A 16,851-nucleotide genomic window follows, 5' to 3' on the forward strand; every position below is an offset into this window, starting at 1 on the left:
TTGAGTAGTATATAGAGCCAAAAAAAGAGGCTGATTCAGTTAAGAAATGAATCAGCCTCTTTTTTTAGTGCATTGATGAAAGCTTTTTATCAAGCTCTTCTACATATGTTTTGAATTGTCTGTCGGTTTCTGATAAGTTACCTACTGTTTTACAGGCGTGTAAAACGGTGGCGTGATCTCTTTTTCCGATTTGAGTTCCAATTGTTGCCAGTGAAGCTTTTGTAAATCGTTTAGCAAAGAACATTGCAAGCTGACGAGCCTGAACCACGTTTCTCTTTCTCGATTTAGACTGTAAGATGTCGATATCCATTTCAAAGTAATCACAAACTACTTTTTGAATGTATTCGATAGATATTTCTTTGGTCGAATTTTTAACAAACTTCTTAATTACTTTTTTTGCCAGATCAAGTGTTAGACCTTCACGACTAAAAGAAGCATGTGCCAAAAGAGAAATTAAAGCACCTTCCAGTTCTCTGATATTAGTAGTTATGTTGCTCGCGAGGAATTCAACAACTTCATCAGGCATTATGGTTCCATCCTTGTCGTTTTTCGATCTGATAATTTCTAACCTTGTTTCGTAATCCGGAACATTTATCTCTGCAGATAATCCCCATTTGAACCTTGAAAGCAGACGGTTTTCGAAACCTTGCATGTCAACAGGAGCCTTATCGGATGTTAGGATAAGTTGTTTTCCTTTCTGATGCAGGTGATTGAAAATTTGGAAGAAAGCATTCTGAGTTTTCTCTTTGCTCGAGAAAAACTGAACATCATCAATGATCAGTACATCAATCATTTGATAGAAGTTCGTGAAATCGTTACGGTTGTTTTTTCTGGCAGCTTCGGTAAATTGCTGAGTAAATTTTTCAGCAGAAACGTACAAAACAGTTTTTTCGGGATACAGCTCCTTTATTTCAATACCAATTGCATGTGCCAGGTGGGTTTTTCCATTTCCAACACCGCCAAACATAAACAATGGATTAAAAGCTGTTCCTCCGGGATTTTTAGATACTGCAAATCCAGCAGATTTTGCCAGTCTGTTTGATTCACCAACAATAAAATTGTCAAAAGAATAATTAGGATTAAGTTGAGAGTCAACTTTTACTCTTCTAAGTCCCGGTAAAGCAAAAGGATTAACAATTCCATTTATTTCGCCCATCTGTGTTGCGGGCATATTTAATGGTTGTTGCTGAATTGGCTTTGTTCTATTAGAACTAGGTACGTTAATAGTTGCAGGTTTTTGGTTGTCATAGCTGTTGGCCATGACAATACTGTAACGAAGTTTTGCGTCCTTTCCTAAATCTCTGATGATTGCACTTTTAAGTAATTTTACATAGTGCTCCTCGAGCCACTCGTAGAAAAACTTTGAAGGAACCTGGATTGTCAGTTCGTCTTCAGAGAGTTTTACTGGAGATATTGGTCTGAACCATGTGTTGAATACCTGTTCTTCAACATTGTCACGCACAAATTCCAGACAACTATCCCATACGGATTTAGCAGTTTTTTTCATTTAATTAACAAATCTTCACTTATAATTAGTAGTTATTCTCAAATCAGGAAATCAATACAAATTTGAGAATATATTTTCCCCTTTGTCTTGACAAATATGTGGATTAAATAGTTTAAAAAAAAGTTGATTTGCTATTGATTATTTAAAAATAAAGTTCCATATTTAGCGATCGGTTTTGAGAAAGTCAAATTTAATCATTTCATAAAAACCTTTTTTCTTCTCTTAAGGTCTGATACATAGGCCTGTAAAAAGCAATGTCATAAAAATTAATTAAAACTGCGTGAATACTAATAAAATCTATTATTTGCAATAATTGAGTACGAATTTATCCTTCGTATTTGTAATTTGTTTTTGATATTTTTTGATGTTTCTGCGTATATATGCTTGCAATATAGATAGCAGTATATTAGTGTGTTACTTTATAAGATGACAGATTTATAATCATATGTGCGAAAATGTAAATAATTATATATATATATACCGGAGGTTAAGTCTGTGTTTTAATCCCAGAATTGGAAAATGATCATCTTTGTAAATAGAGGGTTTCCAATTAATTATACAATTATGTTATGTTTTAAAGTATTGGTAAGGAGTAGTTTATTCTTTCTTCAGGTTAGTAAAATAGACCTTTTATCGTATAAATATGTCCTTTAATCTATAATTAAGAATTAAAATTCCTGTTTGTGGAACTTGAATTTTGTATTTAGAGTTAGTATAAATTAACTAACCTTCAAGGGGTGTACCCTGATTGGTTAACTTGTTGAAAATCTAGTGTTTAATTATTTTGAATGTTTTACTGACACCATTGTGATCTATTTTGATTAGAAATATGCCAGTGATTAAATTTCTGGAATTTATCTTATAAGTTCTTTTTGAATATATTTCATGTTGATTAATAATTGTACCATTGATATTGTAAATTGCTATTGTGCCATTAAATAATTTTCCAAAATCAATGGTGAGTTCTCCTCCTTTTGCAAAGTCTGCTGAGTTTAAAATTTTAATTTTTGAATATTCATAATTCTCATTACTGAGGTGATTATCATTTAGGATACAGTATTTTTTGAAAGTATTAAAAATTGTTTGAGCATTTTGTGCATCGTTATTCAGACTATCTATTTTCATCATTATTAGTGCAGCCTGTTCCATCGATGTGTTTCCGTCCAGTCCTGTTATCGTATTCAATACCAGTTTGTCAGTGGTTTCTTTACCAATTTCGAAATATAAATCCATGAGGGGGGCAACCCAGATGTCGGTATTTTGGTATGGATTGCTATAGTTAAAATATAAGTTATCATAGCATTTATCTGAAGTAGCAAATCTGCCGTCCCAAAATTCATTGTTCCCATCCCATTTAAATATATGCTGCCAGTTATATGGGTTGATATTTGCAGAATATGATACGGCCATATAGTCGGCCATTGCTTCTTCAAGAGCATAACGTTCGCCTGTGTTTCTTGTCGAACTATATGAATCAATAATAGCATGAGTGTACTCATGTATTAGTACCTGTGCATCTTCTGCATCGGGAACGTGTTGTATTGAATCTACCATGTTTGCGCCATATTCCAGCGTGTTGTCAGGGTGAAAAAATGAATTATCATCTCCATTAGATCCATCTGCATCTACTTGTATCTGGTAATTTACAGCGTCATTAAAACCGTAATAATTTATTTGTTGTTTTATTGAGCTTAAATGGTAAAAAGCATTTACCTGTTGAAAGCCAACTTGTGAGCGATTATATTTAAAACTACCATCGGTACTTGTTACAACTTCCCAGCTTGGTTTTGCGAAATCAACAATTTTCACATAGTCGTTTTCGAGGTAATATGTTCCATTTTCGTATTTGCATTGAATATCAACATCAACTTGTTCTGCTTCGAAAAATGGATTTGTTGCGCCGTAATTATGAGTAAAGTTTCCTCCGTAGCTTGTTTCGGCCGAAGTAATAGGGTCGGGCATGAAAACTGAGCCAGTAGCCGGCATAGAATTAATATCCTTGTTTAACGAAAGGCAGTCTTTATGAATAAGTTTATAGTCGGAGTTGAAAATACCTGAGTATATTAAATTGTCTTCTTTGAAAATTATTTTTAATGCAGGGATTATTTTATACTCCGATACCGGATAGTAAACTTTACTAAATTCTAAAAGTTGGTTATTATTTATGTTTGAGTGTTCCAGAACTAAATCAATTATCGGGAAATTCTTTTTTTCTACCGAACTGTATTTTATTGTATTGTCGCTATAGAAGATTACATTTTTTTCTTTGTCGAAATTGATCTTAACGGAGGCTGAAAAAATCTCAATATTGTTATGTAGCTGATTAAGTATTTTGAACCTGTTTGTTGAAGTTTTTTCCTCGAGTTGCATCCCTGCAAATTTTGGATTATTTATAATTTGGAAGTCGGAGTTGCCGCTTTGTTTTTTTTCAGCAGCATTTCTCTTGCTGAAAAAAAGTTTTGATTTTCTGTTTCGTATAAAATCATCCGATTCCTGCGAATAAATATTACTCACTATTAGAATAGATAGTATAGCTATTAATAATATAGGTGTTTTTTTATTCATATCAGCTATAAACCTTTTTGATGAAACAAAATTAAAGTATTTTAGTTTTTAGTTTGTGCATTTTAGATAGCTTATCATAAATTGAGTCAGCATCTTTTAATCTGATGGAAAGTGTTACCTCGCAGTTCATTTCCATTTTTTGCTCTATTATATTAAGGTTGCGTTCTTTTATAAATCTCATTAGTTGATTTAACTCAGGGTATTCTAAGGTAACTAAAAAAGTCTTATTAATTGTATTTGTAACTATTTTGCACTCGTTTAATATTTCTTTCGCAGCTGTTTTATATGCCTGAATTAATCCTCCTACACCTAATTTAACCCCTCCAAAATATCTGACAACTATTACCAAAACATTGGTTAAATCCTTGGCTACTATTTGCCCCAGTATCGGATCTCCTGCCGAATGCGAAGGTTCGCCATCATCGTTAGCTCTGAATTTTATTTCCTCAGTGCCAAATCTGTATGCATAACAGTGATGTCGGGCTGCGTAGTGTATTTTTTTTACTTCTTCAATTTTCCCCTTGACCTCTTCTTCATTTTCAACATAAAATGCGTAACCAATAAATTTACTTCCCTTGTCTTTGAACAACGATTCTGTTCCGGGGTTTACAATACAATTATATGTGTCTTTTTCTGTCATTGTTATTAGTGAAGATATTTAAAAATGATTCTTCACAAAAATAAAAAAGGATATCAATTATTTGACATCCTTTTTTACAATATAATTATTAATTCGTTCAGTTTATATTTTTCTTTTGCCAATATAGGTGAAAAGCTGGGCAGGTTTATGTAAAACTCCTTTTTGTTTTTCATCTAAGGCCAATACAGTATCCATTTTCTTAATAGCTTTTCTGAAATTACGTTTATCGAGATGTTTATTAAGTATTACCTCGTATAATTGTTGTAATTGTCCCAATGTGAATTTTTCCGGAAGAAGTTCAAATCCAATCTTATGGTTGGATACCTGGCTTCTCAAAATTTCCAGAGCTTTGCTTAAGATTTCATTGTGGTCGAAAGCCAATTCGGGTATGTTTAGAATATCTTTCCATTCAGCTCTTTCAGCGAAAGAAGAAGGAGAAGGAACATAGTCTTCCATTTTTACTAACGAATAGTAAGCAACCGTAATGACTCTTGCATCCGGGTTTTTTCTGATAGATTTTAACCACTCCTGGTCTTTTTCCTGTCTAACCCTTTTAGGGTCGCCAAAAGTGTGGAATTGCTCCAGATAGATACCTTTTAAACTGGTAAGTTCAAATAAGACTCTTTCTGCAGCGTGGTCAATATTTTCATCTGAAAAAACCAAATCACCGGGTAATGCATACCTGTGACCTGATCCCTCAGGATGTTCTTGTTCAATCAGTAGTACTCTCAGTTTGTTGTTGTGAAATCCAAAAACAACGCAGTCTACTGAAATATCAAGGTGAGATTGCACTTGTTTATTCATTTTGTTATGCTAGAATTGTGTTGCAAATATATTTTTATTTTTCAATGATTTTAACAAATTGTAAAAAAAACACTAATAATAAATATCCTAAATTCTTAAAGTTTTATAAAAGAATAAAAATCATAGGGTTATTAGTTTAATGTTCGATATGTGTAAATGTAAAAAAAAATAAAGTGTTTATTGTACACTTTTGAAAAAATATTAAATTTGCATGAATTCTTTTATAGGGAAGGATATCACAAAAAAATAGATTATTTTTGCAGCCACAAAAATAAAGTAAAAGAAAATTTCAGTATAGAGAGAAAGTATTTGATTCTCAGTGAAATATATTAACATTATAAACGGTTAATGGAAAAGATAAACAAAATAGGTGTGTTGACATCTGGAGGTGATGCTCCCGGTATGAATGCTGCAATACGTTCGGTAGTACGTACTTGTTCTTTTTATAATATAGAGTGTATAGGTGTTCGTCAGGGGTATCAAGGCTTAATTGAAGGGCAGTTTCAGAAGTTAAATGCGCGTTCGGTTAGTAACATTATTAATAAGGGTGGTACTATTCTGAAATCAGCGAGATCTTTGGAGTTCAAAACAGTAGAAGGACGAATAAGTGCTTTTGAGAACTTTAAAAGTGAAGGACTAGATGCTTTGGTTGTTATTGGAGGAGACGGATCTTTTACCGGAGGAATGATATTTCAAAAAGAACACGGAGTTCCTGTAATTGGTATTCCCGGAACTATAGATAACGATATTTATGGAACTGATCTTACTTTGGGCTATGATACTGCTATGAATACTGTTGTTGAGGCAATTGATAAAATTAGAGATACTGCATCTTCACATAACAGATTGTTTTTCATTGAAGTTATGGGGCGTGATTCCGGATTTATCGCATTAAATACGGGTATAGCCGGAGGAGCGGAAGAAATTCTTATTCCTGAAGAAAATATGGGGCTTGAAAGGTTGATTGAATCTTTAAAAGCATCTTCAAGATCGGGTAAATCATCAAGTATAGTTGTTGTAGCTGAAGGAGAGAAAAGCGGGAAAAACGTATTTGAGTTAGGAGAGTATGTAGAAGATCACTTTGAAAATTATGAAGTGAAAGTTTCTGTACTGGGGCATATTCAAAGAGGAGGCTCACCAACGGTTACAGACCGTGTTTTAGCCAGTCGACTTGGAGTAGCAGCAGTTGAAGGACTTCTTGACAGGAAAAGTAATGTTATGGTTGGGTTGATCAATAATAAAATTGTTATGACTCCGCTGGAAAAGGCTATTAAAGAAAACAATCAAATAGATAAAGAGCTGTTGAGAGTAGCAGAAATTATGTCTGTTTAATAAAATATAAAGTGTAAGTTGTACACTTACTAATTTATTTATATCTTTGTAGAGATATTATATAGAAATTTAATTAAGATTTTTTTAAATATAGAAAAATGGGAACAATCAAAATTGGTATTAACGGGTTTGGTAGAATTGGTAGACTAGTATTTCGTGCTGCTGCTAAAAAAGAAAATGTTCAGGTTGTAGGAATCAACGATCTTATTGATGTTGACTACATGGCTTACATGCTTAAATATGATTCAGTTCACGGTCGTTTTGATGGTACTGTTGAAGTAAAAGACGGAAACCTGGTAGTAGATGGAAATGTAATCCGTGTTACTGCAGAAAGAAATCCTGCTGATCTTAAATGGGATGCTATTGGTGCTGAGTATGTAGTTGAATCTACAGGTATTTTCTTAACTAAAGATACTGCTAAAGCTCACATCGAAGCTGGAGCTAAGAAAGTAGTTATGTCTGCTCCTTCTAAGGATGATACTCCAATGTTTGTAATGGGAGTTAACCACACTGAACTTACTGCTGAAGATACTATCGTTTCTAATGCATCTTGTACTACAAACTGTTTAGCTCCAATCGCTAAAGTTATGCACGATAACTTCGGTATTGCTGAAGGTTTGATGACAACTGTACACGCTGCTACTGCAACTCAAAAAACTGTTGATGGTCCTTCTATGAAAGACTGGAGAGGTGGACGTTCTGCTGTAAACAATATTATTCCTTCTTCAACTGGTGCTGCTAAAGCTGTAGGTAAAGTTATCCCATCATTGAATGGTAAACTTACAGGTATGGCTTTCCGTGTACCAACTGCTGATGTTTCTGTAGTTGATTTAACAATCAGATTAGAAAAAGGTGCATCTTACGAAGAGATCAAAGCTGCTATGAAAGAAGCTTCTGAAACTACAATGAAAGGTGTTCTTGCATATACTGAAGAGGCTGTTGTTTCTCAGGATTTCGTTGGTGAGACTCACACTTCAACTTTCGATGCTGATGCAGGTATTGCTTTAACTGATAACTTTGTGAAACTTGTTTCTTGGTATGATAACGAAATGGGTTACTCTACAAAAGTAGTTGAGCTAGTAGAGCACATGGCTACACTTTAATTTTTTAGAGTACATAATAATATATAGAAGAGAGAGCTTTCGGGTTCTCTCTTTTTTTGTTAATATGCTGTTGATAGATAATGAAACAGCTAAAGAGTTAGTATTGATATATTTACTATATTAGATATATGATTTTAAGCTTATTTAGTAAATGAGCTTATAATAAATTAACCAAAAAGATATTATTATGTCATTATCAAAAAAACTTGCAGCCGAGTTTTTAGGAACTTTCTGGCTGGTATTTGGCGGTACAGGTAGTGCTGTATTAGCTGCAGCATTCCCCGAAGTTGGAATTGGTTTATTAGGTGTTTCTTTAGCTTTTGGTTTAACAGTCGTAACCTGGGTTTACGCTTTTGGCCATATTTCCGGAGGGCATCTCAATCCTGCCGTTTCAGTAGGTTTATGGATGGGAGGACGGTTTTCCGCTTCCGAATTAATTCCATACATTATATCGCAGGTACTGGGAGCTGTAGTTGCTTCTGCTGTTCTTTATGTTATAGCAAGCGGAACTGCTAATTTCGAGTTAGGAGGTTTTGCTTCTAATGGATATGGAGTACATTCGCCGGGAGGATACTCTTTGCTCGCAGTATTGGTTGCCGAAGTTGTTTTAACATTTATATTTTTGATGGTGATACTTGGAGCTACCGACGAAAGGGCTCCAAAAGGATTTGCTCCATTGGCAATTGGTTTGACACTGACTTTGATTCACCTGATTAGTATTCCGGTATCTAATACATCGGTAAATCCTGCAAGAAGTACCGGACCTGCATTATTTGTAGGTGATTGGGCTCTGACTGAACTTTGGATGTTCTGGGTAGCTCCAATAGTTGGAGCGGCTATAGCGGGAATTGCATATAAGTTCTTTAAAGAATAAACGTAATTAAATATTATGTACGAAAAGGTTGCTTAAATTAGTTAGGCAACCTTTTTTTGTTTTTATGTGTTTGGTTTTTAGGCTTTTGACATTAAGTTGTTTTATGTTGAATATATTTGAGAAAAATGCTATTTTTGAATTCAGTAAGTGTATTGTGTACAATTAGTCGTGTAAAAAAATATAAGATGAAGTATATTAGGTTATTAGCAGTTGTGTTTTTTGTGATTGTTGTATCCTGTTCTGTTGATAAAAAAGTAGAGAATGGCGGTACAGAGATTATAGGCGATGCATCTCCTGTTTATTTAAAGTTTCAGGAGGATAATCAAATAGTTTTATCGGATTATTTTTTAAATACAGATAAAATTGATTCATTGGTTATTCCATCAGAGTTGAAATATCATTGGAGTAAAGAAAATGGGATAGTAAATGTAAAAGGTTTTTTGAAATCTCCTTTTTCCAATATGTCGGTGTATGTTTTGGATGAAAAATATGACTTACCAATAAAGTCGATTATAAAAGATACATATATTTTTAAGTTTAATGCGAATGGTAAAAGGTATAATAATTTAAAAATAAAGGGAACATTTAATAATTGGGATACAGAGAATAACCCCTTAAAGCTCGATAATGGAATATATACTACAGAGCTGGAACTTTTACCGGGTGTTTATCAATATGTTTTAGTAGAAGGGGAAGAAGAATTTCCCAATCCTGAAGCGGAAGAAAAAGTAAGCAATGGTATTGGTGGTTTTAATTCTGTATTGAAGTATGGCGACGATACTGCAGATAAAGCATTCCTGTGGAGTAAACTGAAAGGAGATGAAATTGAAGTTTCATCGAACACCGACCTGAATGTTTTAGTATATTTAAGTAATAAATTAATTCTGAGATCAGACCTTAAAGAAGGAGGTAATTTAATAATAGATATTCCGGAATGGTCGAAAAACATTGATAGAAGTGATTTACATATATATGCCTTTAATAATAATATATCCTCAAACGATTTATTAATTCCTTTAAAAAATGGTCAGCCAATTACCGACTCAAAAACATTGACGAGACATGATTTTCATTCTCAAATTATGTACGAAGTAATGGTTGACCGTTTTAATAATGGAAGTGAGGAAAATGATAGCCCCCTTAATCAGGAAGAGGTAAAACCTATTGCTGATTATATGGGGGGCGATCTGAAAGGAATCACCAAAAAAATACAAGAAGGATTTTTTAGAGAGCTTGGTATAAACACACTTTGGTTAACGCCAATTGTTCAGAACCCGTTTGATGCATGGGGCGAATGGAATGAAGGAGGTGTATATTCAAGATTTTCGGGTTACCATGGTTATTGGCCATTGGAAACAACGAAAATAGATGTGCGTTTTGGAACTCCGGCAGAATTGGATGAATTACTTGATGTGGCGCATGAAAACAATATGAATATTGTTTTAGACTATGTGGCCAATCACGTGCATCAGGATGCACAATTGATAAAAGATAATCCAGACTGGAAAACACCTTTGGAATTACCCGATGGAACATTGAATCTTGAAAAATGGGACAGTCAGAGACTGACAACCTGGTTCGATAAGTTTTTACCAACACTTGATCTGGAAAATCAGGAGGTTACGGAGGTGATGACTGATACAGCTATGTTTTGGTTAAAGCGATACGATTTAGATGGTTTGCGCCATGATGCCTGTAAACATATTCCTTTGAATTATTGGAGGACATTGACTAAAAAAGTAAAAAATGAGGTTATAGTAAAAGACAACAGACCAATTTATCAGGTAGGAGAAACATATTCGGGACCTGAACTAATCGGTTCATATGTTAATTCGGGAATGCTAAACGGGCAATTCGATTTTAATCTGTACGATCAGTCAGTAAGGAGCTTTGCTATTGGCGACGAAGGTTTTCAAACTCTGAAAAGCAGACTTGAAGAGAGTTTGACTTACTATGGATCTCACCATTTGATGGGTAATATTTCCGGTAATCATGATAGGGCAAGGGTAATTTCGTATGTAGATGGTTCGGTTGATTTTGAAGAGGATACAAAACTTGCCGGTTGGACAAGAGAAATAAATAATAAGGGAAATAAAGGCTTTGATATTGTCGGGCAAATTATTGCTTTTGCAGCCGTTATTCCGGGGGTTCCTGTAATATATTATGGCGATGAAATAGCTATGCCCGGAGGAAATGACCCTGATAATCGCAGGATGATGCAGTTTGATAATCTTTCAGCTGAAAAACAAAATCTTCGAAATAAAACAGGTAAGATTCTAAAATTCAGAAGAAATAATATGTCTTTACTGTATGGCGATACTAAAGTATTAGAAGCTAATGATGACGTTTTAATAATACTTAGAACATACTTGGGCGAAAATACAATAGCTATTTTTAACAAATCAAATAAAGATAATATTGAATTTTCTTTACCTGATTATGTAGAGGGTGAATTAGAATCACTATTTGGAAATGATTTTACTAACAAAGGAAATGGTATTAGTATTCAACTCCCAAAAGGAGGAGTAGAACTGATATATTCAAAATATAATTAAAATTAATATGGAAGTAGCTATTATTGCTCACGACGGAAAAAAAGCTGAGATGGTTTCATTTTTGATGAAACATCTTTCTATTCTAAATAATAAAAAAGTAAACCTGGTTTCTACCGGAACTACAGGAGGTCATGCCGAAAAAGCCGGACTTACAGTTGCCAGATTCCACTCAGGGCCTATTGGAGGCGATGCTGAAATTGCTGCAAGAGTAGTGCAGGGAAAAACTAAGATGGTACTCTTCTTTAGAGATCCTTTAGATAAACATCCCCACGAACCGGATGTAGCAATGCTTATGCGACTTTGTGATGTTCACAATGTACCTTTGGCAACTAATCCTGCTACAGCTGAGCTGTTAATTAAATCTTTGTAGAAGTACCTGAAATATAAACAAATCATCAATAAATAATATTTATGAAACAGCCTAAATTGTCATTTTGGCAAATGTGGAACGTAAGTTTTGGCTTTCTGGGGGTGCAATTTGGTTTTGCATTACAGAATGCCAATGTAAGTAGAATTTTATCAGATCTTGGTGCCGATTTACACTCCTTATCTCTTTTTTGGTTGGCAGCACCTGTTATGGGACTTATCGTTCAACCGATTGTTGGGGGGGCATCAGATTTCACATGGACAAAATTGGGTAGGAGAGGCCCTTTTATATTAGGTGGGGCAATATTTGCCGCTCTTGGTATGTTTTTAATGCCAAACGCTCCTTTGTTTATCAGTATTATGGCACCTATGATTTTTGGAGGAATGATGTTGGCATTAATGGATGCGTCTTTTAATGTTTCATTTCAACCCTTCAGAGCTTTAGTTGCCGATATGCTACCTGAGGAACAAAGAAATTCAGGTTATTCAATTCAGTCTTTTTTGATAAATGTAGGAGCTGTAATTGGTTCTGCTCTTCCATTTGTATTGACAAATGTTGTTGGCTTAGACAATAAGTCTATAGAGGGACAGGTTGCGCCATCGGTAATGTGGGCATTTTATATTGGAGCAACAGTATTGCTGGGATCTGTGTTATGGACGGTATTCAGGACAAAAGAATATCCGCCGGAGGAGTATTATGAGATGAAAGGTATTGATGCTAAAAAGATGATAGCATCGCAGAAAGAAGAAACCAAGAAACCAATTTCCGAAAAATTATCAGACTTTTTAGCTTTAGTAAGTAATATGCCCACTACAATGAAACAACTGGCAATAGTTCAGTTTTTCTCGTGGTTTGCACTTTATATAATGTGGGTTTATACTACTCCTGCAATCGGTCAGCATATTTGGGATATTGCACCTGAATATTATAATATGGATCCAAAAGATATACCGGTTGAGATTGCTCAAAAAATGGGTCAGGCAGGTGATTGGGTTGGAATTATTTTTGCGGCATATTCATTGTTTGCTGCAATTTATTCTGCATTGATGTCGGGAATAGCTAACAGGTTTGGTAGAAAGGTTACATATTCAACATCTTTGATATTAGGTGGTTTGGGTTATGTGTCATTTCTGGTTTTCCAAAACCCTGAAATGATTCATGTGAATTTATTTATTACAGAAGTAGATATTCCTACCGGAGCACTAAATCTTATATATCCCATGATTGGGATAGGTATTGCATGGGCAGCAATTCTTGCTATGCCTTATGCCATGCTATCTAATGCTCTACCGGCTGAAAAGATGGGTATTTATATGGGAATCTTTAACTTCACAATTGCAGGTCCGCAAATTATTAGTGGTCTTTTGGGAGGATGGATTGTTTCTCAGTTATTTGATGGAAATGCTATTTATATGATAATTCTGGCAGGGGTGTCAATGCTTCTAGGTGGATTGTCGGTGTATTTTGTGAAGGAGAAAAACTAAGGCAAAAGTAAAAAGGCAAAAGTAAAAAGTATTAACTACTCACTTTTGCCTTTTTACTTTTCTCTTTTCTCTTTTCTCTTTTGTCTTGATTAAATCTCCTCAGTTTCAACAACTTTTGCTAATACATCAGCATATTGTATCAGCAGATATTTTTTACCTTCAAATTCTGTTTCCGTACCTGAAAATTCTTTGAACAAAACTGTGTCTCCTGCCTGAATTTCGGCATTCTCAATTTTAGCAACTGCAACTACTTTTGCAATATTGTTTTTTGATTTTGCAGTATCAGGAATAATTATACCAGAAGCTGTTTTTTGTTCTCCTTTATCTTCAGTAATGTCAAGTAGTACATTTTGGTTAACTGGAACAAATTCTTTCATTTTATATATTTTAATATGTTATTTTATTAACTAATAAATTTGTGCAAATCTAATCAAAGATTCAATGTAATGATGATACTATGTGTAAATGTTTAATGATGCAATAAAGAAAAAAGAACAAAGCCCTTCGACAAGATCAGTAACCAGTAACCAGTAACCAGTAACCAGTAACAAGTAACCAGTAACAAGTAACAAGTAACAAGTAACCGGGATTCTAAATACCCAACAACGTATCAATTTTATTTTGATCGAAGCCTACAATCATTGTTCCATTGATATCGGTTTGAGGAACTCCCTGTTGCCCGCTTCTTTTTACCAAATCTTCTGCTGCCTTTGGATCTTTCGAAACATCAACATCTCTATATTTGATTCCTTTGGAATCGAGATATGTTTTCAGCCTTGTACACCAGCTACAGGAAGGAGTAGAATAAACTGTTACTCTTTTTTGTGGTTTTTCTTCCCCAGAGTTGCTTGCAGAATAAACAGAACCTACAATTAGGTTATTGTAAAACTCAGTTTCATGACAACCTTTATATATGTTGGTTAATGTATCTCCTATAAATTCCAAAAAACTAGGGGCAGATTTTATATTATAAGCCGGGTGTATATCTCTTACAGTTGAAACATCAGCCACAATAATTTTTACACCTTCAATATCTTGTTTGCTAAGATTCTTCAGAGCACATTCTGATTGCTCGCTTCCTTTTTTATATAATAAAAGAAATGTTTTAGTGTCTTTTTTTAATAGAAGTTTTAGTTCTTCTAATGAATTTATATTATTAATATCCATTTATTCTGATAATTTATATGTGGTAATAAAATTATAAAAATCGTGCCATAGCCGTTTATTCTACTTTTTTTTAATTTTAGGTGACATGATGACATGGATTGAAGTTCAAAGTCTGTCTACCGGCATACAGTTTCGGTGAGTTAATGAGTCATTATATCATTGCATCATTAAATGATTGCTTAATATAAACATTCTGCTATTTTTGCATTTATTAGATACAAAATATTTTAAATGGCAGATATTACAGCTTGGATTAGTTCTTTTAGATTAAAGACACTTCCCTTATCTATTTCAGGTATTATTACAGGAACATTTATTGCTTTGAGCGAGGGCTTTTTTGATTGGAAGATATTTATTTTAGCTTTAATTACAACTCTCTTTCTGCAAATCTTATCTAACTTGGCCAATGACTATGGCGATGGTGTAAAAGGAACTGACGAAGGTAGGTTAGGATCGAAAAGAGCTGTGCAAAGTGGAGAAATTTCAGCTTCGAAAATGTTAAAGGCTGTTATTGTTTTAGCACTTTTGTCGTTTGTGGCGGGAACAGCTTTGCTATGGGTTTCTTTCGGAAAAGAATATATTGTTCAGTTATTAATATTTTTGTTTTTAGGCTTATCCGCTATTGCTGCGGCAATGAAGTATACTATTGGTAAAAATCCATATGGTTACGCAGGTTTTGGTGATTTATTTGTATTTATATTTTTTGGGATTGTTTCGGTTATGGGGACTTACTTTCTTTATTCAAAAAATATGAAATGGGATGTTTTACTGCCAGCTGTTTCTATAGGATTACTGAGTGTTGGAGTTTTGAATTTGAATAATTTGAGAGACTATACTACTGATTTGCGTTCAAAAAAGAATACAATAGTTGTGAAGGTGGGAGTAGGAAATGCCAAGTTATATCACGAACTCCTGACGATGTTTGCCTTTGTAGCTGCAATAATTTACAGTTCGTTAAATTATTTCGGTCTGGTACAGGCTATATTTCTGTTTTTGATAATCCCTGTTATTGCCCATGTGCGAAGAGTTGTAAATAATAATAATCCTAAAGACTTGGAACCTGAATTAAAAAAGCTGGCCTTGATCACTTTAGGTTTTTCTGTTCTGTTTGGCTTAGGTCTTTATTTAAGTACTCTTGAGTATTTTAAGTTTTATTAGAGGATAGACGCTAGACATATTTAGGATCTAAATGTCTAGCGTCTAATGTCTAATATCTAACCTCTAGTATTGCTCTTTATCGTTGGGGAAATCAACAGATTTAACATCTTCTACATATTGCTTAATAGCTCCGGTAATATCTTCGAAAAGATTTAGATACCTTCTGAGGAAACGAGGATTGAACTTGTGAGTCATTCCCAGCATATCATGCAGAACAAGGACCTGTCCGTCAACTCCTGCACCGGCACCAATTCCTATAACAGGAATAGATATACTTTCGGCAACTTCCTGAGCAAGTTTTGCAGGTACTTTTTCCAGTACAACTGCGAAACAACCAGCTTCTTCAAGTACTTTTGCATCTCGTTTCAATGCTAAAGCTTCTTCTTCTTCTTTGGCTCTAACAGTGTATGTGCCGAACTTATATATTGATTGCGGAGTTAGTCCCAGGTGTCCCATTACAGGTATACCGGCAGAAATTATTCTCTTTATAGATTCTTCTATTTCATGTCCGCCCTCAAGTTTTACAGCATGTCCACCTGATTCCTTCATTATTCTTATGGCAGAATTTAAAGCTTCCAGAGAATTCCCCTGATAAGTTCCAAATGGCATGTCTACTACTACTAAGGCTCTGTCGACAGCTCTAACTACAGATGATGCATGGTAAATCATTTCATTAAGTGTAATTGGCAGAGTTGTCTGGTGTCCTGCCATTACATTCGATGCTGAATCACCAACCAGAATTACATCAATCCCTGCCTTGTCAACCATTTTTGCTAAAGTGAAATCATAGGCAGTTAACATTGATATCTTTTCACCCATTCTTTTCATTTCAAGAACAGAATTGGTTGTTATCTTTTTGAAATCTTTTTGTGCTACAGACATATTTGTCGATTTTTTTTTGAAGGAATAAAACTACGAAATTATTGCAACATCAATAGTTGATGAGTGCCAATTAATTCAAATTACTTTATTTGTTAGGTTAACTGTTAGTGTTTAGTTGAAAAGAAATAAAATATCATTAAATTGCAAATTAGTTTGCGGTTTTATCAAGTTAAGCTTACAAAGTGTAATGAAATTGTTATAGCTTTGCCATAGGTAGAACCAAGTTTTTTTTTCTCAAAAACTCCAATCATCGGCTGAGCCGAGACACAGTGAGTTGATGACAAAAAAATAACCGCAACGTAACGCTAAGGTTTACGCAACGTAACGCAAAAATACTTCGCGAAACTTAGCGCATAACTTTGCGAAACTTGGCGGTAAAAAAAAGGTTGTCATAGGTAATAATAATTATGAAA

At 34.3% G+C, this 16,851-nt stretch carries 14 protein-coding genes; 7 read left to right on the plus strand and 7 right to left on the minus strand.

Annotated features, from left to right (window positions below; all coding sequences use genetic code 11):
* Positions 1 to 64: 64 nt before the first annotated feature.
* The 4 genes from dnaA to ABFR62_08020 form a co-directional block, all read right to left on the minus strand.
* Positions 65 to 1,507, minus strand: a complete 1,443-nt coding sequence (gene dnaA, locus ABFR62_08005; protein ID MEN8138361.1) for a chromosomal replication initiator protein DnaA — start codon at positions 1,505 to 1,507, stop codon at positions 65 to 67.
* Positions 1,508 to 2,275: 768 nt separating this feature from the next.
* Positions 2,276 to 4,072 (minus strand): T9SS type A sorting domain-containing protein, encoded by a 1,797-nt coding sequence (locus tag ABFR62_08010; GenBank protein ID MEN8138362.1) that lies wholly within the window; start codon positions 4,070 to 4,072, stop codon positions 2,276 to 2,278.
* Between the two features lie 31 nt (positions 4,073 to 4,103).
* A complete protein-coding gene (locus ABFR62_08015; GenBank protein ID MEN8138363.1) occupies positions 4,104 to 4,712 on the minus strand; it encodes a YigZ family protein in 609 nt (202 codons plus the stop codon).
* Positions 4,713 to 4,814: 102 nt separating this feature from the next.
* The gene (locus tag ABFR62_08020; GenBank protein ID MEN8138364.1) at positions 4,815 to 5,516 is read right to left on the minus strand and encodes an NUDIX domain-containing protein; all 702 of its coding nucleotides are present in this window, start codon (positions 5,514 to 5,516) and stop codon (positions 4,815 to 4,817) included.
* A 348-nt stretch (positions 5,517 to 5,864) separates the two neighbouring features.
* Between ABFR62_08020 and pfkA the strand changes: the two genes are divergently transcribed.
* From pfkA to ABFR62_08050, 6 genes are all read left to right on the plus strand, one after another.
* Positions 5,865 to 6,848 carry a 6-phosphofructokinase gene (pfkA, locus tag ABFR62_08025; GenBank protein ID MEN8138365.1) on the plus strand — a complete coding sequence of 328 codons (984 nt, stop codon included), beginning with the start codon at positions 5,865 to 5,867 and terminating at the stop codon, positions 6,846 to 6,848.
* A gap of 98 nt (positions 6,849 to 6,946) precedes the next feature.
* Positions 6,947 to 7,951, plus strand: a complete 1,005-nt coding sequence (gene gap / locus ABFR62_08030; protein MEN8138366.1) for a type I glyceraldehyde-3-phosphate dehydrogenase — start codon at positions 6,947 to 6,949, stop codon at positions 7,949 to 7,951.
* A 187-nt stretch (positions 7,952 to 8,138) separates the two neighbouring features.
* On the plus strand, positions 8,139 to 8,825 hold the full coding sequence (gene aqpZ, locus ABFR62_08035) for an aquaporin Z (GenBank protein ID MEN8138367.1): 687 nt from the start codon (positions 8,139 to 8,141) through the stop codon (positions 8,823 to 8,825).
* A 185-nt stretch (positions 8,826 to 9,010) separates the two neighbouring features.
* The gene (locus ABFR62_08040; protein ID MEN8138368.1) at positions 9,011 to 11,380 is read left to right on the plus strand and encodes an alpha-amylase family glycosyl hydrolase; all 2,370 of its coding nucleotides are present in this window, start codon (positions 9,011 to 9,013) and stop codon (positions 11,378 to 11,380) included.
* Positions 11,381 to 11,387: 7 nt separating this feature from the next.
* Positions 11,388 to 11,750 carry a methylglyoxal synthase gene (locus tag ABFR62_08045; GenBank protein MEN8138369.1) on the plus strand — a complete coding sequence of 121 codons (363 nt, stop codon included), beginning with the start codon at positions 11,388 to 11,390 and terminating at the stop codon, positions 11,748 to 11,750.
* A 35-nt stretch (positions 11,751 to 11,785) separates the two neighbouring features.
* Entirely contained in the window at positions 11,786 to 13,231 is a 1,446-nt protein-coding gene (locus ABFR62_08050) for an MFS transporter (GenBank protein ID MEN8138370.1), read from the plus strand.
* Positions 13,232 to 13,320: 89 nt separating this feature from the next.
* On the opposite strand, the gene ABFR62_08055 is transcribed toward ABFR62_08050, so the two are convergent.
* Together ABFR62_08055 and ABFR62_08060 are read right to left on the minus strand one after the other, a co-directional pair.
* Positions 13,321 to 13,608 carry a co-chaperone GroES gene (locus ABFR62_08055; GenBank protein ID MEN8138371.1) on the minus strand — a complete coding sequence of 96 codons (288 nt, stop codon included), beginning with the start codon at positions 13,606 to 13,608 and terminating at the stop codon, positions 13,321 to 13,323.
* 214 nt (positions 13,609 to 13,822) lie between these two features.
* On the minus strand, positions 13,823 to 14,398 hold the full coding sequence (locus tag ABFR62_08060) for a glutaredoxin domain-containing protein (protein MEN8138372.1): 576 nt from the start codon (positions 14,396 to 14,398) through the stop codon (positions 13,823 to 13,825).
* A 231-nt stretch (positions 14,399 to 14,629) separates the two neighbouring features.
* On the opposite strand from ABFR62_08060, the gene menA reads away from it, so the two are divergent.
* On the plus strand, positions 14,630 to 15,556 hold the full coding sequence (gene menA, locus ABFR62_08065; protein ID MEN8138373.1) for a 1,4-dihydroxy-2-naphthoate octaprenyltransferase: 927 nt from the start codon (positions 14,630 to 14,632) through the stop codon (positions 15,554 to 15,556).
* A gap of 63 nt (positions 15,557 to 15,619) precedes the next feature.
* Here the strand turns inward: menA and panB are convergent, their stop codons facing one another.
* A complete protein-coding gene (gene panB, locus ABFR62_08070) occupies positions 15,620 to 16,438 on the minus strand; it encodes a 3-methyl-2-oxobutanoate hydroxymethyltransferase (GenBank protein ID MEN8138374.1) in 819 nt (272 codons plus the stop codon).
* Positions 16,439 to 16,851: the final 413 nt, after the last annotated feature.

The sequence above is a fragment of the Bacteroidota bacterium genome (assembly GCA_039714315.1).
Classification (GTDB): Bacteria; Bacteroidota; Bacteroidia; order Flavobacteriales; family JADGDT01; genus JADGDT01.